The sequence below is a fragment of the Sphingobium salicis subsp. salicis genome, from assembly GCF_049472635.1.
GTDB lineage: Bacteria > Pseudomonadota > Alphaproteobacteria > Sphingomonadales > Sphingomonadaceae > Sphingobium > Sphingobium yanoikuyae_A.
In genome coordinates this window covers 1867004-1887392 of the sequence record NZ_JAYRCS010000001.1, presented here as the reverse complement: position 1 = coordinate 1887392, position 20389 = coordinate 1867004, and the positions used below count along the sequence as shown (strand labels likewise).

Genomic DNA, 20389 nt, shown 5'->3' with positions numbered 1-20389 from the left:
TTGGTTCATACCATCCTGATGCTGCTTGCAGCGCCTGCTGCCGACCCGGTGCAATGGGCGCAACTGACGATCGAGCGGCGCGTGATCATTCGTGTTCCGATGGCCAAGGGGCGGGCGCCGACGCGAGTCGTGCCCAAGAGCGACGAGCGCTGGGAAGAGAAGAAGGGGCCGCGCTGCGTGGCGTTGCGATCGATTCGCGGGGCCAGCATCGTGGTGTCCAACGGGGTCGACCTGATCCTGGCGGACAAGCATCGCTATCGCGCGCGGCTTGAGCGGGGATGTGATTCCGCCAGCTTCTATTCAGGCTTCTATGTCGAACCGGACGAGGATGGGTCGCTCTGTTCGAGGCGGGACGAGTTGCAGGCGCGCAGCGGCGCGAGTTGCGGGATCGACAGCTTCAGGCGGCTGGTGGAAGCGGACGCCGAGGATTGATCGGCAGAAAAACGGCTGGTTTGGCCAGCATGTTGCGCGATTTCCTTGACAAGATGGCGATATTTTCGCAAGTCGCGCGCGATTTCCGTCGTGCGGACGCGCAGGACGGCCAACCTCCTGTCCCGGACATTTGAATGACTTTTGCCGATCTCGGCCTCTCCGACGAATTGCTCAAGGCCGTAACCGAGGCGGGTTACGACACGCCCACGCCGATCCAGGCGCAGGCGATCCCGCCGGTGTTGATGATGAAGGATATCATCGGCATCGCGCAGACGGGCACGGGCAAGACCGCCAGCTTCGTGCTGCCGATGATCGACATCCTGGCGCATGGCCGCGCCCGTGCGCTGATGCCGCGCAGCCTGATCCTGGAGCCGACCCGCGAACTCGCTGCGCAGGTGGCTGAGAATTTCGAGAAATACGGCAAATATCACAAGCTCTCCATGGCGCTGCTGATTGGCGGCGTGCAGATGGGCGACCAGATCAAGGCGCTGGAAAAGGGCGTCGACGTACTGATCGCTACGCCGGGGCGCCTGATGGACCTGTTCCAGCGCGGCAAGATTTTGCTCAACGGCTGCAACATGCTGGTGATCGACGAAGCCGACCGTATGCTCGACATGGGCTTCATCCCGGATATCGAGGAAATCTGCACCAAGCTGCCGGCGCAGCGCCAGACACTTCTCTTCTCTGCCACCATGCCGCCGGTCATCAAGAAGTTGGCCGATCGTTTCCTGGACAATCCCAAGTCGATCGAGGTGGCCCGCCCGGCAACGGCGTCGACCAACATCACCCAGCGACTGGTGAAGGTCGATTCGCGCAAGAAGCGCGAGGCGTTGCGCGCGATGCTGGAAGCAGAAGAGGTGCAGAGCGCGGTGATCTTCTGCAACCGCAAGACCACGGTGCGCGAACTGAACAAGAGCCTGCAGCGTCACGGCTTCAAGTCGGGCGAGATCCATGGCGATATCGACCAGGCATCGCGCATCGCCGAACTGGAGCGGTTCCGCGATGGCAGCGTCAACATCCTGGTGGCGTCGGACGTCGCGGCGCGCGGCCTCGATATCAAGGGCGTCAGCCACGTCTTCAATTTCGATGCGCCCTGGCATCCCGATGACTATGTCCACCGCATCGGCCGTACCGGTCGCGCGGGGGCCAAGGGTGTCGCCTATACTTTCGTCGCGGCCGAGGATGCCGAGGCGATCGACAATATCCAGAAGCTGATCGGCACCAAGATCGACTATGTCGAAACGCCGGTCGCGGCTGCGCCTGCGCCGCGCGCGAAGGAAGAGCCGCGCAAGGCCGATCGCGAGGAGCGCGACAATGAGCGGTCCGGTGGTCGCGACGCGCGCCGCAAGCCCGAGCGCAAGGATGACCGGCGCAGCGACAAGCTGGATGATCGTCGTGACGACCGCCGCGATGCGCCGGCTGCACGGCCGGCGCCGCATAGCCGCCGTCAGGAACCCGATGATGGTCCGGACGATGGCTGGAACGGTCCGGTGCCCGAATTCCTAAATTTCGGTTTTGGCGGCTGAACGGCGCCACTTAGATTGAAAAGGCCCCCGTCACGCGCAGGCATGGCGGGGGCCTTTTTGTTATGTGATCGGGATGGGGCAAGGGGAGAGATTGGCCATGACGGCAATTCCAGGCGTTGGCGCTTTTGCGATCGTGCCCAGCAATGACGTCGCGGTCGCGCTGGCCTTCTGGGAAAGGCTGGGCTTCGCGCGGATTGGCGGCGATCACCATTATCATATCATGGAGGGATGGGGGTGCGAGGTGCATCTGACCCAGGCCGGTGCGCCGCCCTGGGATGTGCCGGCGCATAATCCCTTTGGCGTCTATCTGCGCACGCCCGATGTGGCGGCGATCGCGGCGCTGGTCGATGATCTGGTCATCCGGCCAGGCGGCATTTTGCGCCATCGCGAATGGGGGCTGTATGAGGTCGGGATCAACGGGCCGGATGGATTGCTGGTGCGGATCGGCTGGCCGTCCGAGCTGATCGAGGGCGCCTGATCCTACAGCAGTCCTTGCGCGCGCAGGCTGCTATGCCCCAGCGCGCCAATGATGATATGGTCGTGGACACCGATACCCAGCCGCTTGCCGGCCTCGACGATCTGGCGGGTGATCTCGATATCCTGCTTGCTGGGCGACGGGTCGCCCGACGGGTGATTATGGACCAGGATCAGCGCCGCCGATCCCAGTTCCATGGCCCGCTTGATAACCTCGCGCGTATATATGGCCGCCTGGTCGATCGATCCGTCGCCCATATTCTCATCCCGGATCAGCATGTTGCGGCTGTTAAGATGCAGCACCCGCACACGTTCGACATGGAGATAGGCCATGTCCGCGCGCAGATAGTCGAGCAGTGCCTGCCAACTGCCCAGCACCGGTCGTTCCGCCACATCGTTGCGCAGCATTCGCAGCGCGGTTGCCTGAACGATCTTGATCGCGGCGACGCTGGTATCGCCCATGCCGGGCACCCGTGCGATCGCCTGCCAGTCGGCCGCCATCAATCCGCCGATCCCGCCAAATTCGCGCAACAGCAGCCGGGCCAGCGGCTTGGTGTCGCGGCGGGGGATGGCGAGGGCGAGCAAATATTCGATCAGTTCATGATCGAGCAGCCCGTCGCCGCCTTCGGCCAGGCGCTGGCGCAGGCGGGCGCGATGACCGGCGCCATCCTGGCTCGCGCGTTCGTCCTTTTCGGTCATGCTGGCGATCCCCCATTCCCCGGCGAATGAAGGCTAGGCTTTGCGGATTTCGTGGGCAAGGCTATTTCAGGGGTGGATATTTCCAATGGGTCGGACGTTATGGATGCGTTACGGACCTGAAGTGCGAGCGAAAGTCGGGGTTGGCCAGGCAGATGGAAGACGAGAACGGCGAAGCCGAAATTCGCCGGGGCTGGCTGCGCTGGCTGGGTGTCGGGACGGGTTCGCTCGGCCTGGTGCTGGTTGCGCTGTGGACGCAGCGCGCGCCGATCGCCGAGAATTTCGTCAATCGCGAGCTGAATCGGCGCGGGGTCCAGGCTAATTATGACCTGACGCAGGTGGGCCTGCGCACCCAGCGGATAGAGAATGTCGTACTGGGCGATCCGGCGCGGCCGGACCTGACCGCTCGTTGGGTGGAGGTCGACATCGCCTTTTCCGGGGTGACGCCACAGGTGGCGGCGGTTCGCGCCGGTGGTGTGCGGATGCGCGGCGCCTATCGCGATGGTGTGCTGACGCTGAGCGAACTGGACAAGTTTCGCGATCCCGATTCGACTGCGCCCTTCGCCATACCTGACCTGCTGCTTCACCTGCGCGACGCGCGGTTACGACTGGATACCGATGCGGGTGCGGTCGGCATGCAGATCGATGGCAGTGGCAATCTGAAATCGGGTTTCCGCGGCAAGCTGGCCGCTGCCATGCCCAGGGCGCGGATGGCCGGCTGTGGCGTGGCCAAGGCCAGCGCCTGGCTGGATGTGGCGATGGTGGACGGCCGGCCGCATCTGCGCGGGCCGATCAAGGGCGATGCGCTGGCCTGCGCGGACATGGCGATGGCTGCGCCGACGGCCGACATCGATCTGTGGCTGGGGCGGGGGCTCGACCGCTGGAACGGATCGGCCAAGCTGGCGGGCGAGGCGCTCAAGGCGCAGGGCATGTTGCTGGCGGCCCCTGTCGGTCGGATCGAGTTCGACGGTTCGGCCCAGGCCATGGCCGGACGGGCGCGGATCGGCGCGCGCGCCTTTTCCGGTGCCGGCGTGCTGGCGGGGCCAACCGAACTGGCCGGTGACTGGACGCTGCGCGGCGGTGATGCGACCTTCAGTGGCGATCTGACCGCGCGGAACGGGCGGATGGCCGGGCGCGATCCGCTGGCGGCTTTGCGCACGTCGACGGCCGGCACGCCGGTGGCGCCGCTGGCCCTGCGATTGGCGGATGCGGCACGGCGGGCCGGGGCGGATAATCTGCTGCGGGCGCGGGTGGCGCTGGCGCAGAAGGGCGATGCAGGCAGTCTGGTGCTGACCGATACCGAATTCGCCGCGCGCAGCGGCGCGCAGGTGGCCGTGGCGCGGGACGGCCGGGTGACGCTGGCCTGGCCGGGCAAGGGCGGCGCGGCGATCGACTGGGCGCTGGACGGCGCGATCACGTCGCAGGGCGGGGGCTTGCCCAAGGCGGCGCTCCGGCTGGCCCGCCGCGCTGGCGGCGGCTTTGGCGGGCAGCTGTTCATTGATCCATACACGGCCGACGGTGCCCGGCTGGCGTTTGAGCCTGTCCGATTCGTTGCCGGGCCGAAGGGCGATACGCGCTTCACGACGGCATTGCGGCTGGATGGGCCGCTGCCCGATGGTGCTGTTCGCGGTCTTGGCCTGCCGATCGATGGCCGGCTGGCGCCCAATGGCGCGATCGTGATCAACGAACATTGCGCGCCACTGACCTTGCTGGAAGCGCGCTATGGCAGCTTCGCGCTGGGGCAGACCCGGCAGACGCTCTGCCCACTGCCCAATTCGGCGCTTTTCGCCATGGGGCCGGGCGGCATGAAGGGCGGCGCGGAGCTTCGCAATGTCGCGCTGAACGGGCGAAACGGCGACAGCCCGATGGGCCTAAAGGCGGACAATGCCCGGCTGATATTGGGCCAGACCGGTTTCACCCTGGGCAACGCCGATTTCGCCATCGGCCCGGAGGATGCGCCGGTGCGCCTGTCCGCGACGAGCGTGACCGGTGCGGCGACGAAGGATGGCTTTGCCGGCGACATCAAGGGCGCGGGGGGACGGATCGGCACCGTGCCGCTGATCGTCGAGCAGGGGGCGGGCGGCTGGGCCTTTGCCAAGGGGGCGCTGTCGCTCAAGGCCGCGATGCAGGTGCGCGATGCGCAGCCTTCGGTGCGCTTCAACCCGTTGTCTGTGCCTGACTTTGCCTTAGCGATGAAGGATGGCCGAATCACCGCGACCGGCACGCTGCAGGTGCCGGGCAAGGGTGTCACGGTGGCGCGCGCCGATATCGCGCACGACCTGGGCAGCGGGAAGGGGCATGCCGACCTGACCGTGCCGGACCTGGGCTTCGGGCCGGGATTGCAGCCGGAGGAACTGACGCCGTTGACGCTTGGCGTTATCGCCAATGTCGCTGGCCGCGTGACCGGCGAGGGGCATATTCGCTGGACCGGTTCCGATGTCAGCAGCGATGGCGTCTTCCGGACCGATCGGCTGGATCTGGCGGCGGCCTTCGGCCCGGTCGAGGGACTGTCGGGCGAAATCCGCTTCTCCGACCTGCTCAATATGGTGACGCCGACCGGGCAGGAGGCGCGAATCGCGCTGGTCAATCCGGGGGTCGAGGCACGCAATGGTACGGTGCGCTATCGCCTGGGTGCCGGCCAGAAGGTGCATATCGAGGGCGGCGGCTTTCCTTTTTCGGGCGGCGAACTGGTGCTTCTGCCCACGACCATGGACTTTGGTGCCGATGTCGACCGCTATCTGACCTTCCGGGTCATCGGCCTCGACGCTGGCGCCTTCATCCAGGCTATGGACCTCAAGAACGTGTCGGCGACCGGCACGTTCGACGGCATCATGCCGCTGATCTTCAATGCGCAGGGCGGGCGGGTTGCCGGCGGCGTGCTGGTCGCGCGGCAGCAGGGCATGGCGCCACTGATCATGCCCGAGGGCGTGCTGCCGACTATCCCCTGCGATCCAACGCGCCAGTCCGGCGTGCTGTCCTATGTGGGGCCGGTGTCGAACGAACAAGTCGGAGTTATGGGCAAGGTCGCCTTCGATGCGCTGAAGGATCTGCAATATAAATGCCTCACCATCCTGATGGATGGCGCACTGGATGGCGAGATGGTGACCAATGTGGTGTTCAACGGCGTCAACCGGGGCCAATTGGGCGGTGCGCCGCAGGGGATAGCGAAAAGCTTCGTCGGCCTGCCCTTCATCTTCAACGTGCGAATTTCCGCGCCTTTCCGCGGCCTGATGAAATCCGCCCAATCCTATGTCGATCCGTCGCAGGTGATCCGCGACCAGATTGGCGAGGATGCCCAGCAGAAGATGCGCGCACAAAGCGCTGCCGATTTACAATCTGGTCTTGCGGTTCAGCCTGCGGCAAGCGAGACTGTGTCAAATACGGAGCCGAAATGAAGATAGCAGCAATCATGATGGCCGGTCTGGCCGCTTCGGCCCTGGGGGGCTGCATCCAGGTCAAGGCCCCGGACAAGCCGATCGAGATCAATCTGAACGTGAAGGTCCAGCAGGAGGTCGTCGTCCGTCTGGAGAAGGACGCCAAGGATCTGATCAACAATAACCCGGAGTTGTTCCCGCAATGACACGCAAGTTCATGCTGGCCGCCGCTGTGCTGGGTGGCCTGGTTCTAGCCGGTGCCGCGCAGGCCCAGGGTGGTGCGGCCGCCGCGATCGCCGCCGGCACGGTGGGCGAGCAGGCCGATGGCTATCTGGGCATCGCTGGCACGGTGGGCGCGGATGTGCGGGCCGAGGTCGAATCGATCAACATCAAGCGTCGGGCCGTCTATACCGATCTGGCCGGCAAGCGCGGCGTGACGGTGCAAGATGTGGCGGCCGCAACCGGTTGCCAGACGCTCAGCAGCCGGGTGAAGCCGGGGCAGGTCTATCGCGTCGGCGGTGGTGCCTGGCAGACCAAGGGCGCCGGGGCGATCTCTTTGCCGGCCTATTGCGCCACCGCAGGCCAGTAAAACAAGCGTGGCTGGCGGACTTTTGCCGCCAGTTCGTCTGGGCAGGATAATCTCCTGCCCAAGTATAGTTGACTATCCGTCATCCCCTTTCTAAACGGGCCGCGCCTTGACGGGTGCAGCCGCAAGCGCCATGCCGCCTGCCATTGGGTTTCAGCCTGATGGAAGGATTGGCAATGGTTGCGGGTGAATCCGGGCAGGACCCGGCGGGGGAAGATGCGCGGATCGCTTCACTGGAAGCGAGAATTGCGCAGGCGGAACATGCCGAGCAGGTCAGACAGGGGACGAAGGTGCAGCAGGCGGACGATGGTTCGCGTCTGGGCAACAGGGTTCTCGCAGAGCTGATCGGTGGTCTTGTCGGTGGTGCGTTGATCGGCTGGGTTCTCGACCGGCTGCTCGACACATCCCCATGGCTCCTGCTTGTCTTCCTCGGTCTCGGGATCGTGGCGGCGTTCAGGAACATCATCAGATTGACGACGACGAAGCGTTCCGATCAATAGGGGCGCTTTTGTCTTAGTCCGAATATTAGACGGTACAGGGGTCCAAGTGGCAGAATCCGGCAAAATCGATCCGATGCATCAGTTTGCGATCGAACCGCTGTTCGGTACCGATCACCTGTCCATCGGCGGCTTCAACATCGCCTTCACCAACAGCGCGCTCTATATGGTCGCCGCTGCGGTGGTGCTGTGGATCTTCGTGATCGGCGGCATGAAGCGCGAACTGGTGCCCGGTCGTTGGCAGATGGCGGTCGAATATTTCACCGGCTTCATCAAGAATCTGCTGATCTCGAACGTGGGTGAAGGCGGCAAGAAGTACATTCCCTATGTCTTCTCGCTCTTCATGTTCATCCTGATGGCCAACCTTCTGGGTCTGCTGCCGCTGGGTCTGGTCGGGGTCCACCCCTTCACCTTCACCAGCCACTTCACCGCCACCGGCGTGCTGGCGATCATGAGCTTCTCGATCGTGCTGATCGTTGGCTTCTGGAAGCATGGGCTGCACTTCTTCTCCCTGTTCGTGCCACACGGCACGCCCCTGCCGATGATCCCGGTCATTTTCCCGATCGAGCTGATCTCGTTCATGGTGCGTCCGTTCAGCCTGGGCCTGCGACTGTTCGTGGCGATGACCGCCGGACACGTGCTGCTCAAGGTGTTGGCCGGCTTCGTCATCAACAGCTCGAATGCTGGCCCCGGTTTCGGTCTGACCGTCGGTGCCGCCAGCTTCGTGCTGATGGTCGGTATCAGCGCGCTCGAAGTGCTGGTCGCCGTGATCCAGGCCTATGTGTTCGCGCTGCTGACCTCGGTCTACATCAACGACGCCGAAAACCTGCACTGAGTTTTCGTACATTCTTCAACGCTTAATTGGTTTAGAAAAAGGAGTTTAGAACATGGACGCAGAAGCCGCAAAGCTGCTCGGTGCTGGCCTGGCCGCGATCGGTGCGGGCATTGCCGCCCTCGGTGTGGGCAACGTCTTCAGCTCGTTCCTCGAAGGCGCGCTGCGCAATCCGGGTGCCGCTGACGGCCAGCAGGGTCGTCTGTTCATCGGCTTCGCCGCCGCCGAACTTCTGGGTCTGCTGGCGTTCGTTATCGCCATGATCCTGGTCTTCGTGGCCTAAAGATCGACGGGGCGGGCAGCCTGGCTGCCTGCCCCTTGACGACCGCCCCCTTTTCGGACGGATAAAAATGCCTCAAATCGCGCAAATCGCCGATACCTATGCTTCCCAGATCTTCTGGCTGCTGCTGACGTTCGGCTTCGTCTTCTTCGTCATCGGCCGCGGCATGGTGCCCAAGGTGCAGGCGACGGCCGACGCGCGCGACGCGAAGATTTCGGGTGATCTCGATGCTGCCAAGGCAGCCTTCGCCCGCGCCGACGAAGCGGAAGCGGACTATCGCGTCCGTGATGCCGAAAGCCGCACCGCCGCCCAGGCAACGCTGGCCAAGGCGAAGGCGGATGCCGCCAAGGCTTCGGAAGCGAAGCTGGCCGCCGCCGATGCGGAGATCCAGGACAAGATCGGCGCTGCCGAAGCCCGGATCAAGACCGCCACGGATGCCGCCATGGCACAGATTGAAACCGTCGCCGCCGATGCGGCGCGCGACATGGTCGTCCGGATTTCCGGCGTGGAAGCGTCGGACGAAGCGGCCCGCAACGCAGTAAAGGCGGCACTGGCTCATGGCTGAGGCAGCAGTAGAGCATAGCGAGGCGCAGGCCCCGCACCTCAATCAGGCAATCCATGCCGAAGGCATGGAGCCGGTTGGCACCGTGGCGCATGAAGGCGTCGCGCCGCATACCGATCCCAAGGCGGTCGGCATGGACGCGACGGCCTGGGTCAGCCTGGCGATGGCGGTGTTCATCGTCATCCTGCTGATCAAGAAGGTGCCCAGCCTGATCGGCGGCGTGCTGGACGGCCGGATCGCCCAGATCAAGGAGCAGCTGGCCGAAGCATCGAAGCTTCGTGCCGAAGCCGAAGCGCTCAAGGGCGAATATGAAGCCAAGCTGGCCGCTGCGGCTGGCGAAGCCGACGCCATGCGCAAGTCGGCCGAGCATGAAGCCGAAACGCTTCTGTCCGATGCCAAGGTGCAGGCTGCCGATCTGGTCGCCCGTCGCCAGAAGATGGCGGAAGACAAGATCGGTGCGGCTGAGCGCAGCGCACTCGCCGACATTCGTGCCAAGGCGGTGAAGGCCGCTACCGGCGCTGCAGCCGCCCTGATTGCCGAAGGCCATGATGCCAAGGCGGACAAGGCGCTGGTCGATGATGCGATCAAGGGTCTTGGCCCGGTCGCCTGATCGAAACAGGCAGAAATAGCAAAAGGGTCGGCACCGAAAGGCGCCGGCCCTTTTTGTTTGGGTTCAGGCTGGTGTGCTGTCCGTCCATTCGGATCGCAGCATCCGCATGATCGCGGTATCCCATCGCGCATCGCCGACCCGGACGGAGGACAGGCGGATGCCTTCGGTCACGAAGCCGAGCCGTTCATAGCTGCGGATGGCGGGCCGGTTCCAGGCATAGACATTGAGTTCCAGCCGTTCGACGGCGTCGAAGGCAAAGGCGCTGGCGAGCGCAAGGCGCAGCATCGGCACCGCCAGACTCCGGCCGCGCGCATCGGGCGCGATCGCGACACGGCCCAGCGTGGCATTGCCGTTGCGCCAGTCGAAGGCGATCTGGACATGGCCGACCAGTAGATCGCCGTCCTGCGCCATCCAGCACAGCCGTGCGGGCGGATCGCTGCGTCCTTCGTCCAGCATCGCCATCATCTGCTCGTCGGACAGCGGGAAATGGACATAGGGCCCGCCCCACTGAACGACATCCGCGTCGCTGCCAAACCAGCCCGACAGGGTGGAGAAATGATCGGGGGTGAAGGGAAGGAGATGGACCATAAGGCGGTCATAGGCGCGCCAGCGTGCGGAGTGCCACGGCCGGTTGTCTGAAGGTGGCGCGGTCCGCGGATCAGACGAAGATGCTGTTCCAGTCCTGCTTCATGCTGACCAGGGTCAGGCCATAATCCGGGGCCTTGTCCAGCGCCTCGGCCAAGGGACTCAGGAAGAAATCCCGATCATAGGCAAATTCCCGAGCGGCATCGTCATGATGCAGCAGCAGCGCCAGCCGTGGCCCTGATCCGGTCTTCACATAGCGGAGCATGGCGAGGTCGCCGTCCGAATTGCCGAAGGCCAGGATCGGGCGACGGCCGATATGAAGGGCGATATTCTGCGCTTTCGCCTCGCGGTCGTCGAAACAGTGGAGTTCGGGCAGCTTGACAAGTTGCGCGACGCCATCACCGTCGATTTCGAACCGGGTGCGAAGGCTGGAGCCGATCACCTGTTCGGGCGGAATGCCATAGACGTCTTCGGCGAAGGCGCGCATCAGGTCGAGCCCGCCACCCGAGACGATATAGGTCTTGAAATCATGGGCGCGCAGGAAATCGAGCAATTCGATCTGCGGGCGATAGACGCATCGGGTGAAGGGCCGGTCGAGCAGGGGATGATGTGCGGTGGCGAGCCAGTCGCGTGCAATCCTGTCAAATTCCTCTTCGGTCGCGCCCGCATGCTCACGGGCGGCAACCTCCAGCAGCCCTAGCTTTCCCAGCGCCTTCATGGCCGGCATGTCCTGTTCGACATAGGCCTTGAAAGGCTGTTGCTGCGCGAGTTCCGGTTCCTGTTCGATCAGCTTTGCGCGCAGCATGCGGCCGAACAGGAACTGGGTCTGAAGTGGCTGTTCCGCCCAGAGCGTGCCGTCATTGTCGAAGGTGGCGATACGCTGCGGGGCGGGGATATGCTCCGGTCCCGAGCCTGTCACGCGGGCGACGAAATCCAGGATCGCGGCCTTGGCAGATCCGTCATTCCAGGACGGCAGGGGATCGGACATGGCTGGCTCCTCGGCGCTTGAACGTCCGGTGATTGGACCGGCACGGGAAGCTGGGAGCAATCGGGGTTTCCCCCGGAAAGGGGCGGGCATGGCCCGCAGTCGGGGCGAATGGCGCCTGGCCATTCGCCCCTTTGCCTAGCGATCAGGCGGCCAGCGTGGCGTTGTCGATCACGAAGCGATATTTGACGTCGCTCTTCTGCATGCGGGCATAGGCGTCTTCGATATCCTGGATGCGGATCATCTCGATATCGGCGACGATGCCCTTCTCTGCGCAGAAATCGAGCATTTCCTGCGTCTCGGCGATGCCACCGATCAGCGAGCCGGCGATGCTGCGGCGCTTGAAGATCAGCGCGCCGACATTGGGTGAGGGGTGAGCATGCTCGGGCACGCCGACCAGTGTCATCGTCCCGTCGCGCTTCAGCAGGGTGGTGAAGGCGTCGAGATTATGGCTGGCCGCGACGGTGTTCAGGATGAAGTCGAAGCTGTTGGCATGGGCCTGCATTTCCTCGGCATTGCGCGAGACGACGACTTCGTCCGCACCGAGGTCCAGCGCGTCCTGGCGCTTGGATTCCGAGGTGGTGAAGGCGACGACCTTGGCGCCCATGGCATGGGCCAGCTTGATGCCCATATGGCCCAGGCCGCCAATGCCGACGATGCCGACCTTCTGGCCGGGGCCGACCTTCCAGTGGCGCAGCGGCGACCAGGTGGTGATGCCCGCGCACAGCAGTGGCGCCACGGCGGCGAGCTGATCGGCGGGGTGGCTGATCTTCAGGACGAACTTGTCCTTCACCACGATATTCTGCGAATAGCCGCCGAGCGTGTGGCCCGGCGCATCATCGGTCTTGCCATTATAGGTGCCGACGAAGCCGCTCTCGCAATATTGCTCCAGCCCTTCGTCGCAGGAGGGGCAGCCCTGGCAGCTGTCGACCATGCAGCCGACGCCGACCGTGTCGCCAACCTTGAAGGCGCTGACATGATCGCCAACGGCGGTCACATGACCGACGATCTCATGGCCGGGAACGCAGGGATAGACGGTGCCGTCCCATTCGGAACGGACCTGGTGCAGGTCCGAATGGCAGACGCCGCAATAGGCGATATCGATCGCGACATCATGCGGACCGACGGCGCGGCGTTCGATGTCGAGGGTTTCGAGCGGCTTGTCGGCGGCGTTGGCGCCATAGGCTTTGGTGGCCATGGGGATGTCCCTTTGCTTGAGGTTCGCGGTGTGCAGGGCATATGCCCCTCCGCTGCTATTCTTGGATGGGCGCGGGCCGTGGGACGGCCTGTGCCTGTCCCATGTAGGAAGTCGACAGGCTGTTGATTAGGCCGGCTTTCGGCAACACAGCCATGAATGGCAATCATGAATGCCGGTGTTGGCCGCCCTTTGTTCCACACCGCCATTGCGATCCGCGCCGGTGCCGCTATCTCTGCGGCCATGTCGCAGCCGCAATCCCCCGACCGTTTCAACGAAGACAAGGCGACCTATACCGTCACCGGCAGCCAGCCCGATATCGATGCGGGCGTGGAGGCGATCCGCACGACGCTGAAGACCTTGCCGACCCGGCCCGGCGTTTATCGGATGCAGGATGCGCGTGGCGATGTCCTCTATGTCGGCAAGGCGCGGGCGCTGAAGAATCGGGTCGCTAATTATACCCAGGTCGACCGGCTGCCCAACCGGCTGCGGCGCATGGTGGCGCAGACCCGCAGCATGACGATCGTCACCACCAACAGCGAAGCCGAAGCGTTGCTGCTGGAGGCGCAACTCATCAAGCGCTACCGCCCGCCCTATAATGTCCTGCTGCGCGACGACAAAAGCTTTCCCTTCATCCTGCTGCGCGAGGATCATGCCTTTCCCCGCGTGCAGAAGCATCGCGGCGCGCGCAAATATAAGGGGCGCTATTATGGCCCCTTCGCCAGCGCCGGATCGGTGACGCGGACGATCAACGCACTGCAAAAGCTGTTCCTGCTGCGGTCCTGCACCGACAGCTTCTTCGCCAATCGCTCGCGGCCCTGCCTGCTGTACCAGATCAAGCGCTGCTCGGCGCCCTGCGTCGATCGCATCGACACGGCCGGCTATGCCGAACTGGTGCAGGACGCGCAGGATTTCCTTGGCGGCAAGTCGACCGCCGTGCAGCAGAAGCTGGGCGCGGCGATGGAGGCGGCGGCCGAGGCGCTGGATTTCGAACAGGCGGCGATGATCCGCGACCGGCTGAAGGCGCTGACCTTCATCCAGGGATCGCAGGCGATCAATGCCGAGGGGCTGGGCGACGCCGACATCTTCGCGCTGGCGGAGAAGGGCGGATCGATGTGCATCCAGGCCTTCTTCATCCGCGGCGGCCAGAATTGGGGGCATCGCAGCTTCTTCCCGGTCCACACCAATGACGTGGCGACCGAAGAGGTGCTGGAAAGCTTCATGGCGCAATTTTACGAGGAAGTGCCGCCGCCCAAGCTGATCCTGACCGACCGTGAGCCAGCCGAGTGCGAGCTGATGGCGCTGGCGCTGAGCGAAAGGCTGGGCAGCAAGGTGCGGATCGAGGTGCCCCAGCGCGGCGAGCGCACGCGGCTTATCAAGCAGGCGCAGCGCAACGCGGTGGAGGCGCTCGACCGGCGTCTGGCCGAGACCACGACCCAGGCCAAGATATTGGACGAGATGGTCGAGGCCTTCGGGCTGGACGGCGTGCCCGACCGGATCGAAATTTACGACAACAGCCATATCCAGGGCGCGCACGCGCTGGGGGCTATGGTGGTCGCCGGTCCGGAGGGCTTCCGCAAGAACGCCTATCGCAAGTTCAACATGAAGAACCCGGACATCTCGAACGACGATTTCGCGATGATGCGCGAAATGTTCGAGCGGCGCTTTGGCCGGGCGGCGCGCGAAAACCCCGATCGCGACGGCGGCGAATGGCCGGACCTTGTGCTGATCGACGGCGGCAAGGGGCAATTGTCGGCGGCGCGGGCGATGCTGGAGGATATGGGCATCGAGGATGTCTGCATGATCGGCATTGCCAAGGGGCCACATCATGGCCGCGACGGGCGCGAGGTTTTCCACCTGATGGATGGCCGGGAGGTGAGTTTCCCGATCAATCATCCGCTGCTCTTCTACATGCAGCGCCTGCGCGATGAAGCGCATCGCTTTGCCATCGGCGCGCATCGGGCGAAGCGCAGCAAGGCGATCACCGTGTCGTCGCTCGACGAGGTGCCGGGCATCGGCCCGGCCCGGAAAAAGGCGCTTCTGATGCATTTCGGAACGGCGCGGGCGGTGCGTGATGCGGCGCTGGAGGATCTGCAACGGGCACCCGGCGTGTCGAAGGCAGTGGCGCAGCAGGTCTATGATTATTTCCACGGCTGAAAAAATGTGACGATAACGCAATGATTTTTGCTGGCTCATAAGTATCGCGTTAACAATTGTTGGTGATGTTTCCCCAGCCGATCGGCGGGGGAGACAATAGTGGGGAACAGGTGGGGGCTTGCGGCTGCGCAATTGGCGACAGTCGCTTTTCTGATGATGGCGGGTGTTCTGGCGCCGCCGGCGCGTGGCGACATGCTCGCCATTCCCCTGACAACGGCCAGCGGCCATGGATTGGCGGCGGGGTTGATTGCAGTCGGCGCGATCCCGGTCGGCCAGGGGCAGATCGAGGGGGCATTGGTGGTGCGGGGCGATCGCGATCGGCTGGGCTGGCCGATGCTGGCGCGCGGCGTATTGTTGCTGGCGGCGCCCGATTTTCTCTGCGCTGGCAAGGGAGGGCGGGCATGAACGTCGAACGCCCGATGGAAAGCATCCGCCTTGCCGGTGCGCGCATGCTGATGTGGCTGTTCTGGCTGAATGTGCCGGCACTGATGCTGATCGGATGGTGGCTGAAGGCACCCGACGCGGAAGTCGGCGCGCTGGCGGCTGCGCTGCTGGCGCTGCTTCCGACCATCATGGTGCGGCGGCGCGACATTTCGGCGCCTGCGCGCATGACCCTGGCGGTGACATCGGTGGCGATCCCGGCGCTCTATGTCTTCCTGCTGCGCGGTCATGGCTGGCAGATGGACATGCATATGGGCTTTTTCGCGGCGCTGGCAGCGCAGACCGTTCTGCTTGATCGGCGGGCGTTGCTGGTCGCGGCCGGCGTGACGGCGCTCCACCATCTGATCCTCAACTATAGCTATCCCGCCTGGGTGTTCGCCAGCGAGGGCGATCTGCCGCGGGTGCTGGTACATGCGCTCATCGTGGTGATCCAGACCCTGATGCTGTGGTGGATCGTGTCGCTGCTGACCCAGACCATCCGCCTGCAGACCGAGGAACGGCAGCGGAGCGAAGGTCTGCGCAAGGAAGCCGATGCGGCAAAGGAGCGGGCCGAGGTCGCGCTGGCCGAACTGGAGCGGGCGCAGACGATTGCGACGCGGCAGCGCGCGATCGAGGAAGCGGCGCGGCGGGCCGAAGAGGCAGGCGAGCGGCGTCGGTTGGTGGCCGATGCGCTGGAGGCGCGGTTGGGCGCCGTGGTCGGCGATCTGGGCCAACTGGCCGGGCAATTGTCGGCCAGCAAGCAATGGCTGTTCGATCTGCTCGATCGCACGACCCAGCGCTCAGCCGAGTTGCGCAAGGCCCATGCCCGCGCTGATGGCGATGTCCGCGCGGTGGCGCAGGACACGGAAAAGCTGGCCATTTCGATCAATGGCGTGGGCGGGAGCGCTAGCCACACCCGCGACAATGCGCTGCGTGGCGCGATGGCAACCCGTGCGCTGACGCCGGAGGTCGACATGCTGTCGGCGACGGTCGATTCCGCCAGTTCGATCGTCGCGCTGATTTCCCAGATCGCGGCGCAGAGCCGAACCCTGTCGCTCAATGCCGGGATCGAGGCGGCACGCAGCGGCAGCGAAGTGCGGGGCTTTGCCGTCGTGGCATCGGAGATGAAGAGCCTCGCCGCGCAGACGGCCGAGGCCACCCGCCAGATCGACATCTATCTGCAGGATATTCGCCGCGCGGCCGACAGCGTGTCGGGCGCGATCGACGTCGCGACCCAATCGGCCGACACGATCGATCGGTCTACCGCCGGCATCGTCGATCATGTGGCGGAGCAGATACGCGCCACCGGCGAGATCGCCGCGGCAACCGAGGAGATGGCCCGCCATATCGCCGAAGCGGCGTCCCAGGCCGAAGCGCTGAGCCTGGCCCTGGCGGAGGCGCAATCGGCCATGGGCGAAACCGACGCGGCGGCCACCGCCTTGTCCAGCCGTTCGCAGGAATTGCAGGAAACGGTGCGTAACGTGCTGGAGGAACTGCGCGCCGCCTAGCGCTGGGGCGGATCGCCGGGGAAATTCGCCTTCAGGAAATCGAGCACCAGCCTGGCGCGGGCGGGCAGGCGCTTCAGCGCGGGATGCACCGCCAATATGTCGATCGGGTCGATCTGGCTGGCGGGGAGGACGCGCACGAGGCGCCGCGCCTCCAGATCATCCGCGACACGAACCGCGGGCAGCATCGCGATGCCAAGGCCGGCGAGCGCGGCGCGATGCACCGCCTCGCTATTGTCGCTGCGGAACGGGCCGCTGATCAACTGGTCGCGGCCGTCCACCGTCCATTTGGCGGGCAGGTCGCCATAGCCATAGGCGATACAGCGATGGCTCGGCAGGTCGTCGGCGCTGGTTGGCAGGCCATGGCGCGCGACATAGTCGGGATGGGCGACCAGCATGCGGGGCAGGGCACCCAGCCGATGCACGACCAGCATGTCGTCCCCGACCGGGCCGACGCGCAGCGCCAGATCGAGCCGGTCCTGGACCAGGTCGCGCTGCCAGTCCGTCATCGCCATGTCGATCCGCAGGCCGGGATGCTGATCGCTCAGGAGGCTCAGCAGGCCCAGATAATAGAGGCCCAGCGCAGTGGTGACGCCGATCCGCACCGTGCCGCTGACATCGCCCTGGACCGGGCGCAATTCCTGTTCGGCCACTTCCAGCGCATCGACCAGAGTGCGGGCATGGACCAGCAACTGGTCGGCTTCCGGCGTCGGGACCAGCCGGCGCGTGGTGCGATGAAACAGCACGGTGCCAAAATGGGCTTCCACCTGATCGAGCCGTCGCGCTATGGTGGTGTGGCTCGCATGCATCTCGGCAGCGACGCGCGTGAAACTGGGCTTTTCACATAGCCGTATGAAGGTGCGGATCGAAAGAAGCAGGTCGCTCATTTGAACATGTCCTGCACAGATATTGTGCCGGGAATCCCTATTGTGCGGAGAACGGAAAAGCCAGACCTAAGCGCCGGCGCAGGGACGCCAGTCAGACATTTAATGGAGACGAGAGGATGGCATCGGATCGTATCGGTCATGCAGGGTTTGCGGCAAAAAGACGCAGCGCGCAGGACGCAGCTGCCCTGATTGCCGACGGCATGACCGTGGGCATGAGCGGCTTCACCGGTTCGGGCTATCCCAAAGCCGTCCCTCTGGCGCTCGCCGATCGCATCACCGCCGCCCATTCCGCTGGTGATCCGTTCCGGGTGAAGGTGTGGACCGGCGCATCGACCGGGCCGGAACTGGACGGTGCGCTCGCCAAGGCCGACGGCGTCGAATTTCGCCTGCCCTATAATAGCGACCCGATCGCCCGTGAGCGGATCAACCGCGGCGAGATGCAATATTTCGACATGCATCTCAGCCAGGTCGCGCCGATGGCGTGGCAGGGCTTCCTGGGCGAACTGGATGTCGCCGTGGTCGAAGTGACCGGCATCACCCCCGACGGCCTGCTGATCCCGTCCGCCTCGGTCGGCAACAACAAGACCTGGCTCGATCGTGCCAAGGGTATCATCCTGGAGGTCAATAGCTGGCAGAATGCCGCGCTCGAAGGGATGCACGACATTTATTACGGCACGGCGTTGCCGCCGAGCCGCGTGCCGATCCCGCTGACCCGCGCCGACGATCGCATCGGCGAACCCTATTTCCGGGTCGATCCCGCCAAGGTGCTGGCGGTGGTCGAAACCGACTCACCCGATCGCAACGCGCCCTTCACCCCGCCCGATGACAGTGCGCGGGCGATTGCCGGCCATCTGCTCGAATTCCTCGGCCATGAAGTGAAGATGGGCCGCATCCCGGCGTCGCTGCTGCCGCTCCAGTCGGGCGTCGGCAATATCGCCAATGCCGTGCTGACCGGCCTGATCGACGCGCCGTTCGACAATATGGTCTCCTATACGGAGGTCATTCAGGACGGCATGCTCGACCTGCTGGAATCCGGCAAGCTGCGGATGGCGAGCGCCACCGCCTTCTCGCTCAGCCCCGAGGCGGCGGCGCGGCTCAATGCCGACATGGCCCGCTTCCGCAACAAGATGATCCTGCGTCCGCAGGAAATCAGCAACCATCCCGAGCTGGTTCGCCGCCTGGGCTGCATCGCCATGAACGGCCTCATCGAGGCGGACATTTATGGCAATGTGAATTCCACCCACGTCATGGGATCGCGCATCCAGAACGGGATCGGCGGATCGGGCGACTTTGCCCGCAACGCCTATCTGTCGATCTTCATGACGCCCTCGACCGCCAAGCAGGGCAAGATTTCGGCGATCGTGCCGCATGCCAGCCATGTCGACCATATCAATCAGGATGTGCAGGTGATCGTCACCGAACAGGGGCTGGCCGACCTGCGCGGGCTGGCGCCGCGCCAGCGGGCAGAACTGATCATCAACAATTGCGCCCATCCCGATTATCGCCCGATGCTGAAGGATTATTTCAGGCGGGCGATGCAGGGCAGCTATGGCCTGCAGTCGCCGATGCTGCCGGCCGAGGCCTTTGCCTGGCACCAGCGCTTCATCGATACCGGCACGATGATGCTGGGCTGATCATCAATGGCCCGGCGCAGCCTGACCTGCGCCGGGCCATTGATCATTGCTGTTCGATTGCCGCTTTCCGACATATTTCCGCTGAGGGAACCGGGAGCCATGCCGTCCGCTTGACCTGCATCTTTGCAGCACGGACCCATCATGGAATTCCTGACGACTGACTTTCTCGACAAGCCCATCTGGATGTGGGCGCTCTTCCTGACGATCATCATCGCGCTGCTGGCGCTGGATCTGGGCGTGCTGCATCGCAAGCAGCGCGAGATCGGCGTGCGGGAGAGCGTGAAGCTGGCGGGTTTCTACATTGCGATCGGCCTGGCCTTTGGCGGCTGGATCGCCTGGCAGATGGGGCAGGAGGCGGCAGTCGCCTATCTGGCCGGCTTCGTCGTCGAAAAATCGCTGGCGCTCGACAATGTCTTCGTTATCGCGATGATCTTCTCCTTCTTCCAAGTGCCGCGCCGCTATCAGCATGAGGTGCTGTTCTGGGGCATCATCGGCGTCATCGTCCTGCGCGCGATCATGATCGGGCTAGGCGCGGCGCTGGTCCAGAATGTCTCCTGGGCGCTCTATTTCTTCGCGGCGATCCTGATCTTCACCGGCATCCGCATGTTGTGGACGGCCGGCAAGGAACAGACGATGGAGGGCAACCGGCTGCTCGGTTTCCTGCGCCGTCACATGCGCGTGACCGACCGGGTGGAGGGCGACCATTTCTTCGTGCGCCAGCCGGCCGAGCCGGGCGGCAAACCGCTGCTCCATGCGACGCCGCTGTTCCTGGCGCTGGTGATGATCGAGATTGCCGACGTCATCTTCGCGGTGGACTCCGTGCCGGCGATCTTTGCCATCACCACCGATCCCTATCTGGTCTATACCTCCAACATCTTCGCGATCCTGGGGCTGCGCGCGCTCTATTTCGCGCTGGCGGCGGCGGTCCACCGCTTCCATTATCTCAAATATGCGCTGTCGGTGGTGCTGATCTTCATCGGCGCCAAGATCTTCCTGGCCGATGCGCTGGGGCTGGAGAAGATCCCGCCGGCCTTTTCCCTGCTGGTGACGGCCGGGGTGTTGGGTGCAGGCATCGGCCTGTCGCTGTGGCGCACCCGTGGCGAGGCGCAGCCGCAACATTAGATTTGGCACGAATGCCGGATCGCCGATAGG

Annotated in this window: 21 protein-coding genes; 16 read left to right on the top strand and 5 right to left on the bottom strand. The window is 64.5% G+C overall.

The window, feature by feature from the left end:
• From VHN57_RS09090 to VHN57_RS09080, 3 genes are all read left to right on the top strand, one after another.
• Entirely contained in the window at positions 1 to 432 is a 432-nt protein-coding gene (locus tag VHN57_RS09090) for a hypothetical protein (protein ID WP_423283658.1), read from the top strand.
• Between the two features lie 134 nt (positions 433 to 566).
• A complete protein-coding gene (locus VHN57_RS09085; protein WP_278987655.1) occupies positions 567 to 1958 on the top strand; it encodes a DEAD/DEAH box helicase in 1392 nt (463 codons plus the stop codon).
• A gap of 97 nt (positions 1959 to 2055) precedes the next feature.
• Positions 2056 to 2436, top strand: coding sequence for a VOC family protein (locus tag VHN57_RS09080; protein ID WP_423283655.1), 381 nt, complete (start codon positions 2056 to 2058; stop codon positions 2434 to 2436).
• Positions 2437 to 2438: 2 nt separating this feature from the next.
• On the opposite strand, the gene radC is transcribed toward VHN57_RS09080, so the two are convergent.
• Complete coding sequence (gene radC / locus VHN57_RS09075) at positions 2439 to 3131, bottom strand: RadC family protein (protein ID WP_278987658.1); 693 nt, start codon at positions 3129 to 3131, stop codon at positions 2439 to 2441.
• Between the two features lie 152 nt (positions 3132 to 3283).
• On the opposite strand from radC, the gene VHN57_RS09070 reads away from it, so the two are divergent.
• The 8 genes from VHN57_RS09070 to VHN57_RS09035 all read left to right on the top strand — a co-directional run bounded on the left by VHN57_RS09070 (position 3284) and on the right by VHN57_RS09035 (position 9869).
• Entirely contained in the window at positions 3284 to 6523 is a 3240-nt protein-coding gene (locus tag VHN57_RS09070) for an intermembrane phospholipid transport protein YdbH family protein (protein WP_423283653.1), read from the top strand.
• Entirely contained in the window at positions 6520 to 6708 is a 189-nt protein-coding gene (locus VHN57_RS09065; protein WP_004207396.1) for a YnbE family lipoprotein, read from the top strand. Before VHN57_RS09070 ends, VHN57_RS09065 begins: the two co-directional genes overlap by 4 nt.
• Positions 6705 to 7091, top strand: a complete 387-nt coding sequence (locus tag VHN57_RS09060) for a YdbL family probable chaperone protein (RefSeq protein WP_004207395.1) — start codon at positions 6705 to 6707, stop codon at positions 7089 to 7091. The genes VHN57_RS09065 and VHN57_RS09060 overlap by 4 nt, the downstream gene beginning before the upstream one ends.
• Positions 7092 to 7264: 173 nt before the next feature.
• A complete protein-coding gene (locus VHN57_RS09055) occupies positions 7265 to 7588 on the top strand; it encodes an AtpZ/AtpI family protein (RefSeq protein WP_278986892.1) in 324 nt (107 codons plus the stop codon).
• Between the two features lie 46 nt (positions 7589 to 7634).
• Positions 7635 to 8420, top strand: coding sequence for a F0F1 ATP synthase subunit A (locus VHN57_RS09050; protein ID WP_017503282.1), 786 nt, complete (start codon positions 7635 to 7637; stop codon positions 8418 to 8420).
• A 52-nt stretch (positions 8421 to 8472) separates the two neighbouring features.
• Complete coding sequence (locus VHN57_RS09045) at positions 8473 to 8700, top strand: F0F1 ATP synthase subunit C (RefSeq protein ID WP_004207392.1); 228 nt, start codon at positions 8473 to 8475, stop codon at positions 8698 to 8700.
• A gap of 67 nt (positions 8701 to 8767) precedes the next feature.
• Positions 8768 to 9262 (top strand): F0F1 ATP synthase subunit B family protein, encoded by a 495-nt coding sequence (locus VHN57_RS09040; protein WP_004207391.1) that lies wholly within the window; start codon positions 8768 to 8770, stop codon positions 9260 to 9262.
• Positions 9255 to 9869, top strand: a complete 615-nt coding sequence (locus VHN57_RS09035) for a F0F1 ATP synthase subunit B family protein (protein ID WP_004207390.1) — start codon at positions 9255 to 9257, stop codon at positions 9867 to 9869. Before VHN57_RS09040 ends, VHN57_RS09035 begins: the two co-directional genes overlap by 8 nt.
• Positions 9870 to 9932: 63 nt before the next feature.
• Here the strand turns inward: VHN57_RS09035 and VHN57_RS09030 are convergent, their stop codons facing one another.
• The 3 genes from VHN57_RS09030 to VHN57_RS09020 form a co-directional block, all read right to left on the bottom strand.
• Positions 9933 to 10457 carry a GNAT family N-acetyltransferase gene (locus VHN57_RS09030; RefSeq protein WP_278986888.1) on the bottom strand — a complete coding sequence of 175 codons (525 nt, stop codon included), beginning with the start codon at positions 10455 to 10457 and terminating at the stop codon, positions 9933 to 9935.
• Between the two features lie 70 nt (positions 10458 to 10527).
• On the bottom strand, positions 10528 to 11442 hold the full coding sequence (locus tag VHN57_RS09025) for an HAD family hydrolase (RefSeq protein WP_278986890.1): 915 nt from the start codon (positions 11440 to 11442) through the stop codon (positions 10528 to 10530).
• Between the two features lie 142 nt (positions 11443 to 11584).
• Entirely contained in the window at positions 11585 to 12637 is a 1053-nt protein-coding gene (locus VHN57_RS09020; RefSeq protein ID WP_278986891.1) for an NAD(P)-dependent alcohol dehydrogenase, read from the bottom strand.
• A gap of 240 nt (positions 12638 to 12877) precedes the next feature.
• Between VHN57_RS09020 and uvrC the strand changes: the two genes are divergently transcribed.
• The 3 genes from uvrC to VHN57_RS09005 all read left to right on the top strand — a co-directional run bounded on the left by uvrC (position 12878) and on the right by VHN57_RS09005 (position 16719).
• Positions 12878 to 14791, top strand: coding sequence for an excinuclease ABC subunit UvrC (uvrC, locus tag VHN57_RS09015; RefSeq protein ID WP_423286005.1), 1914 nt, complete (start codon positions 12878 to 12880; stop codon positions 14789 to 14791).
• A gap of 132 nt (positions 14792 to 14923) precedes the next feature.
• On the top strand, positions 14924 to 15196 hold the full coding sequence (locus tag VHN57_RS09010) for a hypothetical protein (RefSeq protein ID WP_423283647.1): 273 nt from the start codon (positions 14924 to 14926) through the stop codon (positions 15194 to 15196).
• The gene (locus VHN57_RS09005; protein ID WP_423283645.1) at positions 15193 to 16719 is read left to right on the top strand and encodes a methyl-accepting chemotaxis protein; all 1527 of its coding nucleotides are present in this window, start codon (positions 15193 to 15195) and stop codon (positions 16717 to 16719) included. The genes VHN57_RS09010 and VHN57_RS09005 overlap by 4 nt, the downstream gene beginning before the upstream one ends.
• Here VHN57_RS09005 and VHN57_RS09000 read toward each other — a convergent pair.
• Complete coding sequence (locus tag VHN57_RS09000) at positions 16716 to 17603, bottom strand: LysR family transcriptional regulator (protein ID WP_278987698.1); 888 nt, start codon at positions 17601 to 17603, stop codon at positions 16716 to 16718. The two genes, VHN57_RS09005 and VHN57_RS09000, sit on opposite strands and share 4 nt — an antisense overlap.
• Positions 17604 to 17719: 116 nt before the next feature.
• Between VHN57_RS09000 and VHN57_RS08995 the strand changes: the two genes are divergently transcribed.
• A complete protein-coding gene (locus tag VHN57_RS08995) occupies positions 17720 to 19237 on the top strand; it encodes an acetyl-CoA hydrolase/transferase family protein (RefSeq protein ID WP_278987697.1) in 1518 nt (505 codons plus the stop codon).
• A gap of 141 nt (positions 19238 to 19378) precedes the next feature.
• A complete protein-coding gene (locus VHN57_RS08990) occupies positions 19379 to 20359 on the top strand; it encodes a TerC family protein (protein WP_278987695.1) in 981 nt (326 codons plus the stop codon).
• The last annotated feature ends 30 nt before the right edge of the window (positions 20360 to 20389 follow it).

What these genes read in the sequence shown, in the direction of transcription:
- VHN57_RS09085 (WP_278987655.1), top strand. Translation starts at nt 567, where the DNA reads ATGACTTTTGCCGATCTCGGCCTCTCCGACGAATTGCTCAAGGCCGTA.
- VHN57_RS09080 (WP_423283655.1), top strand. Translation starts at nt 2,056, where the DNA reads ATGACGGCAATTCCAGGCGTTGGCGCTTTTGCGATCGTGCCCAGCAAT.
- radC (WP_278987658.1), bottom strand. Translation starts at nt 3,131, where the DNA reads ATGACCGAAAAGGACGAACGCGCGAGCCAGGATGGCGCCGGTCATCGC.
- VHN57_RS09070 (WP_423283653.1), top strand. Translation starts at nt 3,284, where the DNA reads ATGGAAGACGAGAACGGCGAAGCCGAAATTCGCCGGGGCTGGCTGCGC.
- VHN57_RS09065 (WP_004207396.1), top strand. Translation starts at nt 6,520, where the DNA reads ATGAAGATAGCAGCAATCATGATGGCCGGTCTGGCCGCTTCGGCCCTG.
- VHN57_RS09060 (WP_004207395.1), top strand. Translation starts at nt 6,705, where the DNA reads ATGACACGCAAGTTCATGCTGGCCGCCGCTGTGCTGGGTGGCCTGGTT.
- VHN57_RS09055 (WP_278986892.1), top strand. Translation starts at nt 7,265, where the DNA reads ATGGTTGCGGGTGAATCCGGGCAGGACCCGGCGGGGGAAGATGCGCGG.
- VHN57_RS09045 (WP_004207392.1), top strand. Translation starts at nt 8,473, where the DNA reads ATGGACGCAGAAGCCGCAAAGCTGCTCGGTGCTGGCCTGGCCGCGATC.
- VHN57_RS09040 (WP_004207391.1), top strand. Translation starts at nt 8,768, where the DNA reads ATGCCTCAAATCGCGCAAATCGCCGATACCTATGCTTCCCAGATCTTC.
- VHN57_RS09035 (WP_004207390.1), top strand. Translation starts at nt 9,255, where the DNA reads ATGGCTGAGGCAGCAGTAGAGCATAGCGAGGCGCAGGCCCCGCACCTC.
- VHN57_RS09030 (WP_278986888.1), bottom strand. Translation starts at nt 10,457, where the DNA reads ATGGTCCATCTCCTTCCCTTCACCCCCGATCATTTCTCCACCCTGTCG.
- VHN57_RS09025 (WP_278986890.1), bottom strand. Translation starts at nt 11,442, where the DNA reads ATGTCCGATCCCCTGCCGTCCTGGAATGACGGATCTGCCAAGGCCGCG.
- VHN57_RS09020 (WP_278986891.1), bottom strand. Translation starts at nt 12,637, where the DNA reads ATGGCCACCAAAGCCTATGGCGCCAACGCCGCCGACAAGCCGCTCGAA.
- uvrC (WP_423286005.1), top strand. Translation starts at nt 12,878, where the DNA reads ATGTCGCAGCCGCAATCCCCCGACCGTTTCAACGAAGACAAGGCGACC.
- VHN57_RS09005 (WP_423283645.1), top strand. Translation starts at nt 15,193, where the DNA reads ATGAACGTCGAACGCCCGATGGAAAGCATCCGCCTTGCCGGTGCGCGC.
- VHN57_RS09000 (WP_278987698.1), bottom strand. Translation starts at nt 17,603, where the DNA reads ATGAGCGACCTGCTTCTTTCGATCCGCACCTTCATACGGCTATGTGAA.
- VHN57_RS08995 (WP_278987697.1), top strand. Translation starts at nt 17,720, where the DNA reads ATGGCATCGGATCGTATCGGTCATGCAGGGTTTGCGGCAAAAAGACGC.
- VHN57_RS08990 (WP_278987695.1), top strand. Translation starts at nt 19,379, where the DNA reads ATGGAATTCCTGACGACTGACTTTCTCGACAAGCCCATCTGGATGTGG.